Raw genomic sequence first — 20,039 nt, 5'->3', positions numbered from 1 at the left:
GGGGGAGGGGCGGGCCGGGCGGCGTGCAGGATGTGTGCAGCGGGCATCGTCAGCGAGGGCGCACGTACCACGGTGGCGGGGTCAGGGTCGGGGATGCCCTCGTAGGGATCGGCCACCGGTACGTCCAGATCGAGGGCCGGGCCGGTGAACAGCTGCGGTACCCGCGGGGCATCGGGATCCGGGCCGCGTCGGGCCCGCTCGCGCAGGGCGGACACCTCACGGGCGATACGCCGCTCCTCCTCCTTGCGGCCGCCGTCCTCGATCACGTTGAGGGTGGCCTGCTCCCAGGTCCACTCGGTCCAGTCGTCGCTGATGAGCCGCTGGTGGATGAACTCCGCCTCCACCCAGTCATCCTTGTTGTGGTCCCACAGCCACACGAACCGCGGCGCGTAGGGACTGTAGCGGATCTGCCAGCGCTTGCCCTGCCCGGGGATCCCGGAGTGCCGGTTCTTGTACTCCTGCAGGGCCTCGCTGTTGTAGGTGCGGTTGCCGATCCTGACGCCCTTGTCCGTCACCTTCAGGTAGTTGAACGGCAGCAGCTTGCGGTTCTGGTGTGGCGTCAGCGCCAGCGGCACATGGCCCTCGGCGGCCACCAGCGTGGCGTACATGCGGTTCGGGCTGATGGTCAGGCCGGGCAGGAACGGGCTGCGGAGCCCGTCGTGCGGTTTTTGCTGCCAGTCCAGGGCGATCCACTGATTGAGCAGGTCCTGCAGCTCGTTCAGGCTCCACAGCGGCCCCTCGGTAACGTGTTTGCCGCGCCGCTTCAGGTCGGACCCGGTGTAGCCGGCGACATGCTGCGAGAACCGGCGCTTGATCGCGTTGAAGGTGCTCTCGATGATGGCCTTGTCGGTGGCGGTGCGCTCCCGGGCCGGGCGGACCTTGATGCGCAGCATCCGGCACACGTCGTCGAAGTGCTCGCTGTTGAAGATCTTGCCGTGGTCGACGACGACCATCCTCGGGCGGATCACAGGTCGGGAGGCCGCGCCGGCCATCCGCGGATCGCACGCCACCAGATCTGCGTACGGCATCTCGGAGTGTTCCGCCAGCGCCCGCGGTGACCAGCCGGGCCGGGCGGGCATCGGGGCCAGTGCCTGGGCCAGCATGAGTACCGCGTCGAAGGAGCGGGTGGCGCGTCCGCCCAGCCGCCGCCCCCTGGGGCCGCGGCCCGGTACCTTCGGCACGATCATTGCCCCGATGATGGTCCGGGACACCACGTCGATTGCCGCGGTCAACTCCACCTGCACCGGCCGTCCGTCATCGCCGATCGCGATGATGTCCAGGCCGGTGGAGTCGATCTGCACCTGCTCGCCCAGGCGCCGCGCGGTGGTCGGCGTGTACGGGGGCACGGCCCCGTTGGCCTCGTCCAGGCGCCGGTCGGTGGGCCAGTGCAGGGAGGCCACGTTGATGCCCAGTCGGCTCAGCAGCCGGTAGAAGGTGGCCCTAGAGATCATCAAGGCGTCGTACTCGGTCTTGTGTTCGCGCCGGACGGCGGCCTGCAGCCGCTCGTACAGCCGACTGGCGTCCCCGTCGGATTCCCCGAGCCCGGCCTTGACTTCGGCCAGCAGCAGCCGCACTACCCGCTCGTCGGTGCGCCCCCACGGCGAGCCCGGCACGATCTCGCGGATCAGCCCGAACACACCGCGCGCCTGATACGCGCGCCTGCGCCGTTGGATCGTGCCGGCCGAGGCATGTCTGAAGCCCAGCGTCTTCATCTCCGCGGCCTTGGCGGTCAGACGCTGGCGCACGGTGAAGCGGTCGGGATCGTAGCCGGGGCGCGGCACCGCGCCCTCCTCGGCATCCGGGGGCACCCCGTCGTCGATCTCCCGCAGATGGCGCTCCCAGTCCCGCACCAGCTTCGAGTCGACCTCCGACAGGAGAGACAGACGGCTGGTGTCCGTCACCTGCTCCCGCTCGAGTTCCTGCAGGTCCTCGTCCAGGAGAGCGAAGTCGTCGGCGCCGGTCACTGCCTCGATCAGGGCACGGGCATCCGCTCCCTCCTCGTCCAGGCAGCCCAGCTGCACTTCTGCGCCCTGCAGCACCAGGACCCGGTAGGTGCCGCCCTGCCAGCGCAGTCTCGTCCCCAGCCGCAGCCCGGCCTGCTTTCCCGTATCTGCCTGCATTACGGCTGTTGTCATCCCTTATGCCTCCTCGGCATCGGCCGCCTGGCTGGCCCACACCGGCGAGGTCGGCAGCAGCGGCCTGGTCCAGTCACACGTCAACTCGCCCGTCCACACCAGGTGCCAGGCATAGCCGGACGCTTTCAGCCCGAGGCCCGAGGCGGCAGCGCCCGCCTGTAGCGGGCGCGGTGTGGCGAATACTTCCAGCAGCGCCTGGCGGACGTGATCGTCGGGGGCGAAGTCCGGGCCGCTGAAGTGCGCGGCGCCCTCCAGCGAGGACCGTAGTACCCCGTGGGGCACCTGCAGCGGGCGTATCTCCCAGCCCGCCTCGTCGCCGGCATGCCGCAGCGCACGCTCCTCCATACCCGTCTCGTCGCGGGGCGGGCGCGCGAAGACCAGCCTGCGTCCGGCGCGGGTGCGGGCAACGAACGCAGGCTCCACGGTGCCTCGCTGGCCATCCAGCTCCCAGTGCACTTGCACCACACCGGACTGGAAGCACACGATGTCCGGGTTGAAGTCGAGGAGCATCGCCGCATCCAGCTGCACCGTGCTCGTGCACCACACCGTCTGCCCGGTGGTGGCAGCGGCCCACTTGGTCAGGATGGAATGACGGCCCTTGTAGGCGCGCGGCTCGGACAGCGGCTGCCGCTCCTCGAGCGGCACGCCCCGCAGACCGGCCGGCTCGTCACGGCAGGTGCGGCCTGCCGCGCTGCGGTACTGCACCTCTATCTTCATCGGCCAGGGCAACCCCTTCCGCACCTGTCACCCCGCAGGCCACGGCAGGAGCGGTGCTGGCACCGATGCTAGGCGACAGGCCACACCCGCAGGCAGCCTGCCCCGGACCTGCAGCCCGGGCGGGCACGGACCCGCTCTCCTCAGATCAGGTGGCGCGGATCAAGCGTTTCGCGCCCGGGCAGCGGCTGCGACATCATCTCCCAGCACACCCCGTCGACCGGGTCGCAGAAGGGCCGAAGGTGCAGGATGTCCGTGCGCCGTTCCCTGGGCAAAGCCCCCACTCCGCGGCCATATCTGAACGGCAGACACGACCACTTCCCCACGCCGCCGGTAGGCCACCGACTGCTCGGGGAGAGTGCCGTGGAACGCACTCGGAAAGAGCCCGCGCCAGCCCCACCGACGGATGCCACTGAGGCGCCCGGGACGACGACAGCGTGTGGCTGCGATGCCGGTGCAGCCACAGTTCGACCGGCAGTCGCACCTCGTCGACCTCGAACGGTCTTCCCCAGGAGCGGAAGAGCCGGTCCATCTGCCGCTCCCACGCATCCGGATTCGGCTGGTCCGCCAGGCTCTGCCGATCCCACTGTGCAAACATCTGCGCCAGTTGCATGACCTCCGGGTAGATCACGACGAGAGCGGGAAACGGTGCGCTGTAGTCGAGGGCGCGAAACGGTCGCTGCCGCTCGATCCACACCGGCAGGGACAGACGCGGGTTGTTCCACCAATACGCGCAGGCGCTCAACGCATCGGCGAACAGGATCCGGCCCCTGCTGCCCAGCCGCCGCTCGAAGCGGATCCGCCGGTGTTCCGCGTTGAGCACCGACGGCATGCAGCTTCGCAGCAACGCTCGGACGGCTTCCTGCCCTGGCGTGGTGTCCAGCCAGCAGCCATGCCTCCGGCACACCTGCCAAGGCATGCCGGACCAGATGAAAACCGGATGATGCGCGCCCTTTGCCGCCGCGCACCGATGACAGCCCTGCAGCAGACCGGGCAGTCCCGGTGGAGTTCTCTCCCACGTCCAAGCAGCCGTCGAGATCGGCTCAGCCAGCAGGAACTCGTCATGCAAACAACGCAGGGCCCGCTGCAGATGCGCGATGGGACAGCTGGTCAGTACAGACAACCGCTCCAATGCGGCGGCGTTGAGACGCAGCTCCGCCTCTCCCGGCTGCATCGGTTCAGCCAGGCCGGAGCCCAACTGTCTCAGCAACTCGGCTGTCTCCAGTCCGTTGGCCCAGGCCAGACGCTGCATGTATGAGGCGTTCGTTTCACCTGTCAGAAAGCCGATCCTCTGAGGAAGGGGGCGCAGTACGAACGGAGAGGCCTTGGCCTCTTCCCCGGCTGACGTACGGGCCGATGCCATCGCCTTACCTCCGCAGGTGCTCGGCGCGTAGAAGGACGTCTGCCGCCCTGTGGTACATCGGCACCTGGTCAACCGTAAGGACGGGGGCCACGGGCCAAGACCTCCCATGGGACACAGGTCAGTTTGTCGACGGAGGCCATCTCCGGCACGTCCTTGTGCGGGGCGGCCAGCCGCAGATGCCAGCGCTGCTGTGGGCGTGCTGTCCGGGGGCGCCTGAGGGGCGGATGCCGCTGGCTCCACGTGGCCAGGACCATCCCCAGCTGCCACCCCAGATCCTTGGCGACCTGCTCGCGCCAGCGCTGGTGCTCATCCGGCCGAAGCCGGTGCTCGAGGCGGCGCTGTTCCAGGAAGGCCATCCGGGAGGCGACCCGGATGGCCATGGGCAGCAGACGCAACGGCGTGGTCCGCCCGTTTCCCAGGCGCGGCAGGTGCACGGCCTCGTGCGCCAGGACGCCGAAGGCATCGGCGACGAGCAGTCGGCCCACTGGGCCGGCGCCCACCAGCCGGAGCCGACGCCGCTCGGCCTGGATGACATGCGGGCCCGGCGACAGGTCGATGAAGGGAACCCGGTCGCTGCGGGAGGTGTCGTGGAAGCGGCCGTGACGCACGCAGATGTGCCACGGATCCGGCCTGATTAGCCACACCGGGTCCAGGACACCGCGGCGAGCCGCGCACAGCGCGCATCCGCGCACCAGGAACCCGGCATGCGGCCGCCACGGCCACTTCCACACGGGGATATCGGGAGCGTCGGGCAGCAGATGCTCATCCCGTAGGCTCACCAACGCCCGCATCAGCTGATCCAGGGGGCGCCCGGTCATCTCCGCCAGCCGCCGACGTGCCGCCCGGTTGACATACAGCTCGCTCTCCCACGGGTCGACGCCAGCGGCGGAGTGTCCTTCGCCCAGAGTGGCCAGAAGGCGGGCGGCGGACTGTCCGTGGCGGGCGGCCAGCCGGGTCACGAAGGAGCCGGTCGACTCGCCGTCCACCAGAGGCTGCCGGTAGGACAGCGGCCGCATCCGTTCCGCCACTACTCACCTCCAACCAGCACAGGCGCCCTGTATATCCGTATCCGAGTCCTGCCCACGGGCGGCCTGTGTGCTGTGATCTCGGTAACGACTTTCCGTATCAGCTTTGAACAGCTGACACGGCTGACGCAAGGTCGATTCAGCGCCTGCCGCGCCCGTCGGCCGGGGTGTGGCCGCGCAGCTGTTGCCTGCTCGCCTCGTGAAGGGAGTCCCCGCTGTGGCGGACAGAGGCGTCAAACAACTGCGGGTTCACCAGCGTGAAGCGTACGACGCCGCGGTGAGGGCCCTGTCCCGTATGCCCAGGGCCACGATCGTCTCCGCCACCGGCACAGGAAAGACGATCACAGCCATCCGGATCGCCGAGCATTTCGCCGGCCCGGGACACATCCTCGTCGTCGTCCCCTCCCTCAACCTGGTCAGCCAGACCGCCTGGCACTGGCACGCCGACAGCCGCATCACCCGGATGCTTGCCGTCTGCACGCTCAAGCCGGCCATGGCCCGCCTTTCCGGGGGCCGCCTCACCGCCACCACCGACCCGGCCCGCCTCGCTCGCACCCTGGCAGCTTTTCCCGGTCCGGGCGTCGTGTTCGCCACCTACCAGTCTCTCAAGGCGATCGCCCGCGCCCACCAGCGCTACCAGCTGCCCCCGTGGGCGATCGTGATCATCGACGAGGCGCACCGCAGCAGCGGCAGCAGCAACAAACAGTGGGCCGCCGTCCACCACGACCGTGAGATCCCCGCCGAACGCCGCCTCTACATGACCGCAACTCCCCGCATCTGGAAGCCCGAAGACCCCACCGCGCAACGCCGCCGTCGTTCGCCGGAGCCCGACGAAAAGCCTGAACCCCTGGCCTCCATGGACGACGCCTCCATCTACGGGCCCGTTGTCTATAACCTCGGCCTCGCTGACGCCATCGACCGCGGCATCCTCGCCGACTACCGCATCGTCGCCCCGGTCATCACCGACGACGACCTGCGCGACATCCTCACCACCGACGACATCTCCCGTCGCCCCAATGGGTTGCGGCTGGCCGCCCTGCAGGTCTGCCTGCTGCACGCGATGAGAACCCACCACATCCGCCGCGTCATCAGCTTCCACAGTCGCATCGCCTACGCCCGCCAGTTCAGCGAGACACTGCCCCGTACCGTTGAGGCCGCCGCCTCCACGACCCGCGTGCGCCGCCTGTGGGCCCGCGCTCTGTACAGCAAACAATCACCCCGCCTGCGCGCCGAGTTCCTGGCCGAGTTCGAAGGCATCCCCCTACTGCGCCGCAGCTCCGGCCCCGCCGACACCGTCGACGGAGCTGTGCTGTCCAACGTCCGGATTCTGGGCGAAGGCGTCGACGTGCCCGACGCGGACGCCGTTCTGTTCGCCGACCCCAAACGCAGCGCTTCCGACATCATCCAGGCTCTCGGCCGCGCCCTGCGCCAACCTCCCGGAGCAGGAAAAATCGCCGTCCTGATCATCCCTGTCTACATCGGCCGCCGCCAAAGCACCGAACAAGCCATGCTCTCCTCGGAGTTCGCCATCCTGTGGGAAGTCCTCAACGGGCTGCGTACCCACGACTCCCGCTACTGGCGACGCCTGGGCGGCGGCCCCGGTGCCTTCGCCCGCGTCATCCCCCGACCCCCGCCGCCTGAACGCGCCGGGGAGGTCGCTGCCGTCACCGAACTGCGCACCCACCAGGTCGACACCGGACTGTGGGAGATCGGGTGGGAGGCCGCCATCCGCTTCTTCGAACGCCGCGGACACCTCGACGTACCCAGCGACTACACCGACCGCACCGGATACCCCCTGGGCCTCTGGCTCGGCCAGCAACGCTCCCTCCACGCCCACGGAAGTCTCGACGCCCAGCGTGCCCTCGCCCTTACCAGCCTCAACATCTCCTGGCCCCACCCAGAAGGCAGCTTTGAGGCCCGATTGGAGCAGGCCATCACTTTCGCCGCCCACCACGGCACCCTGGCCGTCACCCGCGCCCCCACCCCGCGCGAAAGGCCACTGCTGCGCTGGCTGGCCCGACAGCGCCAACTGGTCGCAGACAAAAGCCTGCACGACGACCGCGTCGACGCCCTCAACGCAGTCGATCCCTGGTGGAACCCGCCCTGGGGTGTGACCTGGCAGCACGACTACACCCACCTCACCCTCACCCCGCACGCCGCCCCTACCACCCCCATGCCCGTCTCCGGCCACAAGGCCGCCGTATGGCTGGACCACCAGCTCGCCCAACTGCACACCCTGCACCCCCAGCAGGTCCGGTTGCTGGCCCAACTCGTCGCCCAGCACCCGCACCTGCACCCCCACGCCATGCTGCTGCTGCCCGACCCCGCACCGCGCGCCCGCGCTTTTGGCCGCGGCCTGATAGCAGCCCGGCAGTTTCAGCAGCGCGAAGGCCACCTCCACGCCCCGCTCGCCCACCGGGAAGACGTCCACGGCGACGAGGTCCTCCTCGGCCAGTGGCTGCGCAGATGCCGCAGCGACACCGCACAGCTGACCGGACCCCAGATCACCGCCCTCACCGCGCTCGGCATCGATCTGGACCCCGTCTTCCAGCCCGCCCCTGCCATGAACCGGGCGGAGGACACCGCGGACGACGACGCCTGGTGGTCCGGATCGGATCTGTCGTGGACCCGGCCCCCTCCCCTCGCCCTGCGCTGAACTCACCACCTCGCCTCTCGCCCCGCCCCGGCCGAGCCCGTGACGCAGATGGCCCAGGCCCGCCACTGCCCCCGCGCGGGAGTGGCCGGGGCCGCACGGTCTGCGATGTGTGCCCGCAGGGAGGTGGCCCACCTCGTCTCACCCTGGCGGGTGACGGCAGTTGGACACCACACACGGCGGCACGGTTGGCTGAACTGCCATGGAATCAGCCGTACCACGGCGAGCCAGCCGGTGGCAGAACGCTGTACGGCTGCTTCTGCTGATCGCGACTGCCGCCGAGCCTGTTGCTGCAGACGACCCTGCGCTCAAGGACGCGGCCGGAGTGGTCCGTACCCAAACGCTCCTGCAGAAGCTCGACTTCTGGGTGCGCTGCCCGGACTTCCTCGCCTGGGAACTGCTGGCCGAGTTCGAGGTCTACCCCGACGACCCGGCCCTGTGGTACCTGGCCGAACGCATCCTTGCCTCCGACGAACCCGACGTACGCCGCTACCCGATGCTCCGCCACCGCTTCGGCGCCTTCGAGCAGATGAACGAGGCCCTGGGCATGTTGATCGAACGGAGCCTGGTCGCCAAACGGCACACCTCCCGCGGTGATCAGGTGGGCCAGCACGACTACTACCTGCGCGCACGGGGCCGTGAAGTCGCCGACGCCATCGTCCACCAGGAACCGGACCTGTACTGGTACGTCGAACGCACGCAGACCGTCGCATCTCTGTTCAAGGGCCTGGGTCCCAGCGGTGTCAGAGACCGCCAGTACCTGCAGCGCGACTACGCCGACACCCCCATCGGCTCCTACATCCTCTCCATCACCGACCAAGCCCGCGAGCGCCTGCAGCGACTGCGCCCACCCGCACCAAGGAGCGGCACGTGACGGAGCAGCAGCACCTGTTCCCCCTCCAGACGGCAGTGGCCCCCGCCGCCGTGGTACCCGCCCCTCGCCGGCAGCCGTGGACAGCCGCCATGGCTGCCGGCGTGCCCGCCCCGGGAGAGATCATCGCTGCCGCAGCCGTCTGTACCGGCCGCAGCGAAGAGACGGTCGAGACCGTACTGAAGGAGACCGGTGTACTGCTGAGCAGTCCTCTCGCGGCCAGCCGCCACCTGCAACTGGCGCGGGTGAGCGTCAACGGGGTCAAGCGTGGTGGTGAAATCCTCACCTGGCAGCAGGACTTCACCGCAGGAGTGTGGGCGATCACCCACGCCAGCAACAACGTCGGCAAGACCAGCTGTCTGGAGTTCGCTGTCTGGCCGCTGCGCGGAGCTCCCCGCCAACTGCCCGACGACGTCCGCCCCTGGATCCACCGCATCGAGACGGATATCCACACCGGCCACCGCAGTCTGCGCATCGTGCTCGACACCGTCGACCCGCGCCGTCCCCAGTGCACCATCCGCGCCGCCGCCACGCTGGAAGAACTCGACGACCTTCCCGAAACCGCACAGCAATTCCTCGGCAGCGCGAACGGTCACACCGGCATCCTCACGCTCGTCGACACCGTGATGCGCGGCGACCTCGGCCTGGAACACACCCAGGTCTGGGGCAAGAGCGCCGGCCAGGACGGTGAAGGCGCCGCCCAGACCCACGGCTGGGCCTCCTACTTCGGAGCCCTCTACCTCAACCCCGGCGGAGCCAACCTGCTGTTCGGGGACGTCGCCACCCACGGCCTTCCCGGACAACTGTTGGAACTGTTCATCGACGTCCCCTACACCGCCACCCTCTCCCGCGTCCAAGTCGCCCTCCAGCAGCGCGAGAAACAAGACCGCCTTGCACGGCGCCGGGCTGAGGAAACCGCCCGTGCCCGCAGCAAGGAGCGCGCCCAGTGGGAGAAGGAACTGCGCACCCACCGCCGCACCGCTGCCGGACTGCGCCGCCAGGACGCCGTCACTCAGCTCACCGCCCGCCGCACCGCGCTGGACGAGGCAGCCCAGCGGTGGAAAGACGCCACCCGCCAGCTCGAGCGGGCCACCGAAGCGGCCCAGATGGCCAAAGACGCACGTATCGAGGCCAAACAGCGCCACCTGGATGCGGTGGAGACCCACCGCGCCGAACAAGTCCTGGGCCTGGCCGAGATCGACTGCTGCGGCCGCTGCCAGCGCGACCTGGGTCCCGAGCGCAAGAAGAGCGAAATCACCAACGGCATCTGCCGCTCCTGCACCCGCCCCCTGCCCCAGCCCGACACCACCGATCCCCGCACCGTGGAAGCCCACCTGGCCGACCTGGTCCTGCAGCTCACCCGTGCAGAAGAAGACGAAAAGCAGGCCCAGCACGCGCGCAAACTCGCCCGCTCCAGGGAAGCCCGCGCCAGCACAGCACACCACACGGCCAACAGCCTGCTGAAGCAGACCGCCACCGCATCCGAGATCCACAACCAACTCGCGCAAGCAGAGCAGGCTGTTGCCCGGCTGGAAGGCAAACTTGAAGCCACCGGTCCCCAGCCCGCTGCCGCCCCGCAGCGCCACGGCAATACCGCCGTCCTCCAAGCCGTCCGCGACCAGCTGCTGCACTGCGTCGAAGAAGCCGGCCGCACCCTGTTCACCGAACTCGACGACGAAATCGTTCACCTCGCGGCCCGGTTCGGCGTGCGCAACCTCGAATCGGTCCGTCTGGAGCGCACCGGACGCCTTCACGCCGTCAAAGCCGGTGTGAAGATGCCCTTCGGTAAACTCACCGCCGGCGACCGGCTCCGTCTGCGCATCGCCACCGTCATCGCACTGCTGCGCATCGGCAGTCGCCGCGGCGCCATCGGACATCCAGGCCTGCTGCTGGTCGACTCCATCGGCACGGCCGAGACCACCATCGACGACGGGCGCCGCCTTGTGAGCGAACTGGCAGCAGTGGCCCAGGAGATGACCGGACTGCAGATCGTGCTGACCACCGCCCAGCCCGCCATCGTCGACGGCATCCTCCCCACGGACCGGATCATCACCTCATCCCAGTCCCACCTGTTCTAAAACGGCCCCGCGCCCCCGGAAGGAGTCCCGTGCCGGCCGTGGAGAACACCCTGTCCGCCTGGAGCCGCACCGCCACCCACGACCAACTAGAAGCCGGGCCCAGCCTCGACGACCTCGGCGGCCCAGCCGCTGTCGCCGCCGAAGCATCCCAACTGGCAACCGGCCCCCTGCTCGGCGTCCTGGCCACCGCCACCGCCCACACCCTCGCCGACCCCTCCCGCCAATCCCTCACCTCCATCACCCAGGCCCTGCAACACGGGCTGACCCACCCCCACAGCGCCTGGACCCTGGCCGAGGCCCTCGACACCATCTGCAACCACCCAGCCCTGCTGCAGGCCATGGACCCCAAACACCTCAGCCGCCTGCTGGCCCGGCACGCCGAAGAAGCCCTCACCGCTCAAGCCAGCGCCCACCTCGCCCGCCCCGCACTGGCCGGCCTGCTCCAACTGGCCATCACCGACCGCTGCAACCCCCACCAGCTTCTGCTGCTCCTGACCGATCTGGACGCCACCGAACCCGCCGACGCCCTGGAGATGCTCCCCGTCCTTCTCGGCGTCGCGTACAGCCACTTCGGCGACCCCGCGCTGCTGACCACCCTCAACCGGATCGAGCAACAGCCCCAACTACCCGCCCCGGTACGCACCGACGCCTGCTTCGAACTCGCCCTCGCCCAGATCAGACACGCCGCCCAAGCCACCCACGGCCCCCAGGCCCGCGACCACCTCGACCACGCCGGCCTCCGCCTGCACCACGTGATCGACCGATCGGAAAGCCGCCCCGACGCCCACGCCTGGCTCGCCGCTCTCCAGATCGTTGACGCCTTCAGCCCCGACCGCCGTTCTCTCCCCGACGACGCCCTCCACCGCCTCAACCAAGCCACCGCCCACCACCAGGCGTGGACCGCCCGCCTCGGCGACCTCCCGTGGCTCGCCGCCCGCGGCTGCGCCCAGGCCGCCTGGCACCGTCTGGCCACCCGCCTTCACACCGCTGCCGCGCACCTCTCTCAGCCCAGCTGGTACGAGGCGGCCCGCACCCTCGCCGATGTCCTCGACGTCTACCGTGCCACCCATGCCGTCCACACCACCGGTACGGCCCCCGGCCTGCATGCACTCGTCCACCCCGCCATCACGGACGCCTTCACCCGCAATGCCGCCCTGCTCCACCACCTGCGTCAGGCACTGGAACACGACTTCGCCGGCCATCCGGACGCCACCGTCCTTCACCAGGCCGTCAGCGACAGCATCAGCACCTACGGCCACCCCCAGAGCCCCCCAGTGTTCCCCACAGCGCTTGCCGACTACCCGCACCTGCACAGTCTCGTCAACCGAACGGGAACCGCCTTGTCGACCCCCACCGATCCGCTCATGCTCGACCGCCTCGAACGTTCCCTCACCCAGCGCCACCAGGCCACCGCCCACCACGGCCTCGGTCTCTTCGACCAGCACCTGCGCGCCTTGCTCGGCCAGATGGAACGCCATCCCGCCTTCACACCCCCCGTGGACGGCTACCTGTCCGGCCTGGTGGAGAACTTCCTGGAATTCCTCTACCAGCGCATGGACTCCCAGCCCGACCTCTACGGCGACCGCACCGCTTACCTTGGCCCCTGCCCGCCGGGACATAACAGACGTCACTGGCCCGAGAAAGCACTACAGGACGACTACCACCAAAACCTCGTCGCAGCCTTCCCCCATGGCACCATCCGCCGGGAGACACCCGATCGCGGTGGTGGTCGCAGCGACCTGGAATACGAGCCCCGGCCCGGGATCCGTTTCCCCATCGAAGTCAAGCGCCGCACCGCTTCCTCCGCCCCCGCCGACGTGCACACCGCCCACCTGGCCCAGACCGCCAACTACACCGCCACCAACGTGCCCTTCGCCTTGCTCGTGGTCGGCGACCACAGCAGGCATCCCGGCGGATACTCGGCCATCGACGACCGCGTCTGGACAACCCTGCACGCGCGAAGTCCCACCGAGGTTCCCCGCTTGATCGTCATCGGTGTGCTGCCCATCGGCAGGAACACGCCCTCCCGCACCCGTTAGCGCACTCGCGTACCGCGGCGCACATGCTCTCCCAGCCGCGCACCGAACCGCCCGGGCAGGACCGCCACCAGAGGTCACGCAGAACGTTCCCGTTCTAGGGTGGCGGCAGCACGCGCCCGCACGTTCTGGAGAGCAACCCATGCAGCAGCGATTCCCGTGGCAGCGCCGGGTGTTCGTCCTGGACGAGCCGCCGGCGCAGGGCCGTTACGGCTGGACGTCGAGCAAGGCCGCAGCGGGAGTGCTGCTGGCCGACGAACGGGCCACTGGACTGATCGTCCTACGCGGCGAGCGAGGCATGGGTAAGACCTTCGCCCTTCACCAGGAACACGACGCCCTGGTCACTGACGGCCTGCGCGCCTCCTGGCTGGATTTGAAACAGTGCACCACAACACGTCTGGCACAGCCGCGACTGCGAAAGGCTCTTGAACCTCCCAGCGAGCCGGGGGAGTGGCATGTCCTCCTCGACGGCCTGGACGAGGGCCTCAACGATCTCCCTCAGCTGGACCAGATCCTGCAGGAGGTGCTGGATGAACTGCCCGAGCCGGACCGGGAGATGCTGCGGCTACGGATCACTTGCCGCAGCGCTCGCTGGCCGGCCCGGTTTGAAGAGTCCCTGCGCGAGCGTTGGGACGCCGACCAGATCAAGATCATGGGGCTGGCTCCTCTCGACCGCGGAGATGTCGCCCTCGCCGCCAAAGGTGTCGGTGTGGCAGACACCGACACCTTCCTCGATGCCATCCAGCAGCAGGGACTGGTCGCGCTGGCCACCCACCCGGTCACCTTGCTGCAGCTCCTCGAAAGCTACGCCGACCACGCCCGCCTGCCGGCAACGGTGCACCAGGCCTACCTCGAGGCGTGCCTGCGCCTGTGCACCGAACACCGCCGCTCCACCGACCTACGCCAGTTGCAGGCCCAGACGTCCCCCGAGCAGATGCTGGCCGTTGCGGCCCGGCTGGCCGCAGCTGTGCAGTTCGGCCCCTACACCACCGTGAGCGACACTCCCTTCACCGGCACCCCTGCCACATCGGACGACCTGCGGCTGTCGCGTCTCGACGACTCGGATGAACCCGGACACCTGGGCGGCCGCATCCCGTGCACCCTGTGGAATCTGCGCCAGGTGACCGAGTCGAGCCTGCTGGTCCCGACCGGTGACCTGCGCTGGGCGTTCGCCCACGACAGCTACCGCGAGTTCCTCGCCGCCCACTTCCTGCGTATGCGTGCCCTGGACTCACAGGCGCAGCGCCAACTGCTGTGGATCGGAGACGGTGAGGCCCGCCACATCATCCCCGCCCACCAGGAAGTGGCCGCTTGGCGTGCCACCAGCGACCCCACCCTTTTCGCTGACCTCCTGGACGGTGACCCCCTCGTCCTGCTGCTGGCCGACCTGCCCAGCCTGTCCGACACCGACCGGGAACGCACCGTCGACGCCCTGCTCGCCCTACTGGAGCGAGACGACACGGTCCGCCTCGACTACAGCCTGCTGTACCGCCTCAACCACCCCGGCCTGGCTGGCCAGCTGCACCCCCGCCTGCGGGCGGGCGGTGAAACCCATGTGCTGTATCCGGCTGTCAGCATCGCCCGGGCCTGTCGCCGCCCCGAACTGGCCGACGACCTGCTGCACGTCGCCGAAGACGCCCGCCACGACACGGGAGTACGCACCGCGGCCCTGGCCGGTATCACCGAACCCACTTCCACCGCACTCAGTCGGATCACGGACCTCACCCAGGACACCTCCCCCGAAGTGGTCGCTGCGGCACTGCGCCACCTCTACCCCGGCCATCTCTCCTTGACTGACTACCTCGACCGCTTCCGCGACCCCGACCCCGCCCACGTCGGAACGGCCTTCCGGCTGCAACGAGAGATCCCACAACAGGTCGACGCCGCCACCATCACCGAAGCCACCGCATGGGCCGGGCAGGTTCTGAGGGCAGGAAGCACTCGGCCTGCAAGTCACAGTCTGGCCGTGGCCCTGTTGGGCCGAGCGGTCACCTACAACGAGCACACCCAGACCCCAGACCTTGTGCCTCTCATCGGCGAAGGCCTTCTCGGGCTCCCCGAAAACCAAGACCTCCTCTACAGTTCCGGGCTGCAGAGCGACTTGGGCGAGTTCGCCGCGGCCCTGGACGAATGCCCCCGCACCCGACGACTGCTCGCCCTCTACCTCCTCCAGCACAACAACGGCGAAGAACACTTTCTCACCGTGCTCTCGGGCATCCCCGGTGGTTCCTTCCTGCCCTACGACGACCTGCTGTACTGGATGGAACACTGGAACGAACTCACCGAGATCAACCCCGATCTCGCCCGCCACGCCATCCGGTTCACACCTCCCGAAGACCCCCAGGCCAAGGCGCGTGCCGACGCGGCCCGCCATGCACATCCCACACTGGCCGAGGCCACTGCCTTCTGGGAGACCTACCCCAGCCGGCAGCGTGAACGCGCCGCACGAGAGGAAGCCCACCGGCAGCAACGCCGCTTTGACCCCGCCGACTTGAACGCCGCCATCGACCAGGTACTCGCCGCCCACGGCACGCAGGTTCTCACCGCATGGGACGAGGTCCTGCACCACCTGCAGCGCACAGCGGACGGCACGCTGGCCCCTCACGGCGGAAGCCTTCTCACGTTCGCCAGCCAGGCACCATCACACCCCGCCACCGGCACCGATCCCGCCCGGCGCCTTGACGAGGCAGCCAGCCACCTCCTCACCACGCTTCCCCCGCCGAGCGCAGCCGATCTCACCCCAGACACCACACACCCCCGCCGCCCGTTCGCCGAGCGCACTGCCTTCGCCCTTGTGGACAACCCCGCGGCCCTGCACGCCACCCCGGCGCACTGGGCCCGCTGGGGCATCGTCCTCGCCACCACTCCCGCATACAGCGCCGGCGAATTCGACGTGCAACGCGTCTGGATGCCGCTGTGCGTGAAACACGCAGGCGACCAGCTCCCCCTGCTGCTGACCCAGGCCCTCGACCGTGCCACCGACCAGACCCTCCAAGACCTGACCAGCGCCCTCGGGCGCCTCCCCGCCTACGGGCTCAGACCCGTTCTGCATGCCTGGGCGCTGCACCCTGACCGCAGCCCCGAGCAGTGGTACACCGTCCTCTACGAACTTGCCACAGCCGCAGACCCCGACGCCCTTCCTCAACTGGCGAACGCTCTCGACACCGACCCCAGTGAGCATGAGACCGGCTCACCCCCGCGGCAGCGATGGCTGCTTGCCGCCCGGGCCCTGCTGCTCCACGACAGACTCCCCGGCTACTGGCCCGCTCTGCGCCGCGGCCTGAGTGATCCCAGCGTCCTGGAGGAATACCGAGGTCTACTCACCCGCCCCTCCGCCGACCTCGACACTTCGTCATTCCACCAGCTCGACGAAACCGCACTCATCGACCTCTACACCCTCCTCCTCCGCGATGTTGGCCCCGAACGCCTGCAGCGCCCCCTACACAGCGGCTTCATCCGGGACGAGGACCGGCTCGTCGACCTGCTGCACCATCTGCCCCGCGTCCTCGCGTCCCGTGAGACGCCCCAGGCCGCAGTCGCACTCCACCACCTTGCCCAGGAACATCCGCAGGTGTGGCAACTGCGCATGCTCGCCCGCGTCACCGCCCGCGCGGCAGCAGACCACAGCGCCCTTCCTCTCGAACCCGAACAGCTCATCCGACTCGCCACCGACCACCAGACACGCCTCGTCCGCGATCAACGCCAACTCCTCGATCTGGTCCGTGAATCCCTAACCGCTCTGGAGGAAGACCTCCAGGGCTACAACGGCACGGTCGTCAACCTCTGGAACCGCGACCGCGACCGCTTCGACACCCACACCCAGTGCTGGCCCTGCTGGGAAGACGACCTCAGCGACGCCGTCGCCTCATTCCTGCGCCGCGATATCGGCGGGCACCGAGTCGTCGTCAACCGAGAAGTCCAAGTACGGCGCACCGGCCTACCCGGCCTGCGCACCGATCTCCAGATCGAAGCAACCGCTTCCCCCGACACCCGCCAGCACACCATCAGAGTCGTCATCGAAGCCAAAGGATGTTGGAACCCCGAACTGCCCGACACAGCCCGAACTCAGCTCTGCGCCTACCTCAGCGAACCGCACACCGCCGGCCTGCTGCTGGTTGGCTACTTCGACTGCACCCGCTGGAACACCAAGAAACGCGGCTGCCGCTCGACGGATCACAACATCGACGACGTTCTCCGCGACCAACTTGCGCAAGTGCACCAACTCACCCAGCACGGCCCGCTGCTGGCTGCTGCGCATGTGCTGGACTGCCGGCTTCCCGGCGAAGACAGCAACTGGCGTAAGACGGCCAGCGGTTCAGCGCCGCGAGGCCCTCAGCCAGCACCTGGCGAACGAGACGGACGACTCGGTGCGCGAGTCCACTGAGGGAGCGTTCAACCTGACGCGACGCCCTGCCCATGCTGGCGATAGACGCCCACGGCATACCGCTGACGCATTGACCAGCAAGAACTGTAGGCAAAGCCGTCGAAGCGCAGATTAAGAGGTGGTCGACTCCCAGCTTGCCCGCGCTGTCGAGGTAGCGGTCGTCGTACGGGGAGTGTCAACTTCCCTCGTTCGGAGCGCAGTTGGGTCCCTTAGCGGGGGCGGTGACGGCTTCGGTCTGGAGGGCCTCGGCGCTCGTGCTGCAGCCATCGCGGCCCGCGTCGGGCCCACCGGGTCGAGGGTCACCCACGGCTCCGTGATACCGGGTCTCTCTATCCCCCCGGGGGGGTGCCTCTATGTCCTTCGTCAAGCCCGAGCTCGTCATGCGACGGCTGCTTCGGGGGTTCGGGGTTCGTAGAAGGTGCCGTCGCGGAGCATGGCGAAGAGCACGCTGATGCGGTGGCGGGCGAGGCGGAGGAGGGCCTGGGTGTGGGTCTTGCCGCGGGCCCGGCATTTGTCGTAGTAGGTGCGGGAGGCGGGGTCGTGCAGGGCGGCGAACGCGGAGAGGAACATCGCGCGTTTGAGTTGCCGGTTGCCGCCTCTGGGGGCGTGTTCGCCGTGGATCGAGGTCCCCGACGACCTTGTTGTCGGGGCGAGGCCGGCGTAGGAGGCGAGGTGGGCGGCGGTGGGGAAGCTGGTGCCGTCGCCGACGGTGACCAGCAGTACTGCGGCGGTCCTGACCGCGACTCCCGGAATCGAGGTCAGGACCGGGGAAAGAGGGTGGTCCTCCAGCAGGGCTTTGATCTGGGCTTCCAGAGCCCGGCGCTGTTCGTGGACGGCCGTCAGGGAGCGGGCCAGGGACGGGATCACGATGTCGAGGGTGCCGGTCCCGGGGACGACGACGGTCTGTTCGTCGAGCGCGTCGAAGACGTCGTCGATTAGCCGCTGTGCCATGCGTGGGGCCTTGGGGCGGATCACCTCAACGAGTTTGCGGCGTCCGGCTTTCCGCAGAGCTTGTGGCGAGCCGTGGCGTTCCAGCAGCCAGGTCACCGCGGGGTGGTCCAGGCGGGGTCCGAGGACGCGTTCCAGGCTGGGGTGGAACTGGGTGAGCAGGCCGCGTATCCGGTTGGAGGTGCGGGTGGCCTCGGCGGCGAGGTCCTGGTCGAAGCCGACCAGCACGGTGAGTTCGGCGGTGATCTCGTCGGTCAGCTGGAGCGAGCGCAGGGTGTGCGGCATCGTCCGGGCGGCGTCCGCGATGACCGCGGCGTCCTTCGCGTCGGTCTTGGCCTCGCCCGGGTAGAGGTCGGCGATCCGACGCATCGCGAGTCCGGGCAGGTAGGCGACCTTGCAGCCGGCGTCCCGGGCGACCGTCAGGGACAGGGCCCCGATGGAGGCGGGCTGGTCCACGATCACCAGGACGGTGCCGAACTTCGCGGCCAGTTTGTCGAACACGGACCGCAGCTTCGGCTCGCTGTTGGGCAGTTGCTTGTCGAGGACCTTCTTGCCTGTCGGGGTGAGTCCGTGGCCGTGGTGAGCGGTCTTGCCGACGTCCAGGCCGAGGAACACGCCCACGTCTTCGGTGTCGAACATCGCGCCCTTCCAGGAGAGTTGAACGTGCCGGCCTCGGCGGTGGTGTCGTACGCGCGCATCCACGTTATGCAGACCTGTCGCCCGCGAGCTGTCCGGCATTGCGCCGGACCGGGCAGTGGCCGGACCTCTGATCAGCGTCTCCGACGGCACCTTCCGAACCCGGTGACACCACCCCCCAGGTCATGCCTTCGACAGGGGGAACAGTCATGCCGGGCCCGGAGGCCAGCGGCCCTCTTGCAGGACCGCGGAAAACATAACGGGGGGGCTCCGCCGCCCTGACGAACAATTAGAAAGAATTCCGAATGATGGCTTGCATAGATTCCAGAATCGTAGTTTTAGTGATGATTTTGGGCACCTGTGGTTTCGACTGATGCTGTTCGGTAGGGCCCCGGTGGCTCACATTTGATCCGCCGTCCGTGGCCTCATTTCACCCGTTGCCGACAACTGGATCGCCCGGACCAGGAGTTGGGATCGCATTTAGCGCGCTGCGTGGCTTGACTGGTGGAGGGAAGGCTTCTGCGCCACACCGGGCGGCTCCCTGGGCCTGGGAGGACAACACCAGGGCAACGCTTCGCTTCGCGAACTGCACGAAGAACTCGGTAATGACGAGCACGCCGTTGAACTGGGCGTGCAGCTCGCCGAAGTGCGGAAGGGACCACTTGGTGGGCGGACACCAGGTCCGGGTGGAGAAGTACTTCCTCGCCCATGCCGACGCGGGCAGCGCCGTTGAGGCTGGTCCGTATCCGGCCTGCGCGGGACGCGAGTGAGAAACAAGTGTTCCCGCTTGCTTGGGAACACCCCGTTCCCGGGCGGGAACACCCCGATGCCCGGGCACACTTGACCCCCGGTACAAGAATTTGGTGCTTGCGTCCGTTCACCGGGCATAGCGCTGGCGTTCATCCGGAGGTGTGTGTGAACCGGTCGTTGCTGAGCCTGCGCGCGGCGCTGGTCTTGCTGCTGGGCGTCCTCGTCGGCGTGGGCGCGGGCGTACTGACAGTCCTGTCCCACCGCAGCGGACCGGCGGAGTCGGTGATCGTGGGCACGGCCGCCTGTGCAGGCGCCGTGGCGTTCTTCAACGGGGTGATCGATGAACGCTAGTCGTTGGCCGTTCAACACTGCCTGCGCGAGCGGGAGTTGGGCAGTCTGTGCTGGGAAGGCTCCTGCGGCAGCCGAGACTGCCCCAGTGCCGGGCG

General features: G+C 68.7%; 12 protein-coding genes. 7 read left to right on the top strand and 5 right to left on the bottom strand.

Annotation, left to right across the window (positions count from 1 at the left end; translation table 11 throughout):
* The 4 genes from ACNFOC_RS19185 to ACNFOC_RS19170 all read right to left on the bottom strand — a co-directional run.
* Window positions 1-2,135 (bottom strand): Mu transposase C-terminal domain-containing protein (locus ACNFOC_RS19185; protein ID WP_416960303.1); only part of this gene is annotated, 2,135 nt, incomplete at its 3' end.
* A 3-nt stretch (window positions 2,136-2,138) separates the two neighbouring features.
* Window positions 2,139-2,852, bottom strand: coding sequence for a hypothetical protein (locus ACNFOC_RS19180; protein WP_416960302.1), 714 nt, complete (start codon window positions 2,850-2,852; stop codon window positions 2,139-2,141).
* A 193-nt stretch (window positions 2,853-3,045) separates the two neighbouring features.
* Window positions 3,046-4,212 (bottom strand): TniQ family protein, encoded by a 1,167-nt coding sequence (locus tag ACNFOC_RS19175; protein ID WP_416960301.1) that lies wholly within the window; start codon window positions 4,210-4,212, stop codon window positions 3,046-3,048.
* 68 nt (window positions 4,213-4,280) lie between these two features.
* Window positions 4,281-5,240, bottom strand: coding sequence for a TniQ family protein (locus ACNFOC_RS19170; RefSeq protein WP_416960300.1), 960 nt, complete (start codon window positions 5,238-5,240; stop codon window positions 4,281-4,283).
* Between the two features lie 166 nt (window positions 5,241-5,406).
* Here ACNFOC_RS19170 and ACNFOC_RS19165 point away from each other — a divergent pair, with 166 nt between their 5' ends.
* From ACNFOC_RS19165 to ACNFOC_RS19145, 5 genes are all read left to right on the top strand, one after another.
* Entirely contained in the window at window positions 5,407-7,893 is a 2,487-nt protein-coding gene (locus tag ACNFOC_RS19165) for a DEAD/DEAH box helicase (RefSeq protein ID WP_416960299.1), read from the top strand.
* A gap of 322 nt (window positions 7,894-8,215) precedes the next feature.
* A complete protein-coding gene (locus ACNFOC_RS19160) occupies window positions 8,216-8,764 on the top strand; it encodes a hypothetical protein (protein ID WP_416960298.1) in 549 nt (182 codons plus the stop codon).
* Window positions 8,761-10,839: a coiled-coil domain-containing protein gene (locus tag ACNFOC_RS19155; RefSeq protein WP_416960297.1), complete on the top strand. Its 2,079-nt coding sequence runs from the start codon at window positions 8,761-8,763 to the stop codon at window positions 10,837-10,839. The genes ACNFOC_RS19160 and ACNFOC_RS19155 overlap by 4 nt, the downstream gene beginning before the upstream one ends.
* A gap of 29 nt (window positions 10,840-10,868) precedes the next feature.
* Window positions 10,869-12,878 (top strand): hypothetical protein, encoded by a 2,010-nt coding sequence (locus ACNFOC_RS19150; protein ID WP_416960296.1) that lies wholly within the window; start codon window positions 10,869-10,871, stop codon window positions 12,876-12,878.
* A 139-nt stretch (window positions 12,879-13,017) separates the two neighbouring features.
* Window positions 13,018-17,259: an NACHT domain-containing protein gene (locus tag ACNFOC_RS19145; RefSeq protein ID WP_416960295.1), complete on the top strand. Its 4,242-nt coding sequence runs from the start codon at window positions 13,018-13,020 to the stop codon at window positions 17,257-17,259.
* Between the two features lie 378 nt (window positions 17,260-17,637).
* Here the strand turns inward: ACNFOC_RS19145 and ACNFOC_RS19140 are convergent, their stop codons facing one another.
* Complete coding sequence (locus ACNFOC_RS19140) at window positions 17,638-18,846, bottom strand: IS110 family RNA-guided transposase (RefSeq protein WP_416960294.1); 1,209 nt, start codon at window positions 18,844-18,846, stop codon at window positions 17,638-17,640.
* 602 nt (window positions 18,847-19,448) lie between these two features.
* On the opposite strand from ACNFOC_RS19140, the gene ACNFOC_RS19135 reads away from it, so the two are divergent.
* Both ACNFOC_RS19135 and ACNFOC_RS19130 read left to right on the top strand, forming a co-directional pair.
* Window positions 19,449-19,613, top strand: coding sequence for a hypothetical protein (locus ACNFOC_RS19135; protein WP_416960293.1), 165 nt, complete (start codon window positions 19,449-19,451; stop codon window positions 19,611-19,613).
* A 145-nt stretch (window positions 19,614-19,758) separates the two neighbouring features.
* Window positions 19,759-19,944, top strand: a complete 186-nt coding sequence (locus ACNFOC_RS19130) for a hypothetical protein (RefSeq protein WP_416960292.1) — start codon at window positions 19,759-19,761, stop codon at window positions 19,942-19,944.
* Window positions 19,945-20,039: the final 95 nt, after the last annotated feature.

This window comes from Streptomyces colwelliae (assembly GCF_048158785.1).
In the GTDB taxonomy this organism is placed as follows: domain Bacteria; phylum Actinomycetota; class Actinomycetes; order Streptomycetales; family Streptomycetaceae; genus Streptomyces.
This window is presented reverse-complemented; position numbering and strand designations above follow the sequence as displayed.

Excerpts from the sequence above, each read along its gene's own strand:
- ACNFOC_RS19140 (WP_416960294.1), bottom strand. The coding sequence starts at position 18,846 with ATGTTCGACACCGAAGACGTGGGCGTGTTCCTCGGCCTGGACGTCGGC.
- ACNFOC_RS19145 (WP_416960295.1), top strand. The coding sequence starts at position 13,018 with ATGCAGCAGCGATTCCCGTGGCAGCGCCGGGTGTTCGTCCTGGACGAG.
- ACNFOC_RS19180 (WP_416960302.1), bottom strand. The coding sequence starts at position 2,852 with ATGAAGATAGAGGTGCAGTACCGCAGCGCGGCAGGCCGCACCTGCCGT.
- ACNFOC_RS19175 (WP_416960301.1), bottom strand. The coding sequence starts at position 4,212 with ATGGCATCGGCCCGTACGTCAGCCGGGGAAGAGGCCAAGGCCTCTCCG.
- ACNFOC_RS19135 (WP_416960293.1), top strand. The coding sequence starts at position 19,449 with ATGACGAGCACGCCGTTGAACTGGGCGTGCAGCTCGCCGAAGTGCGGA.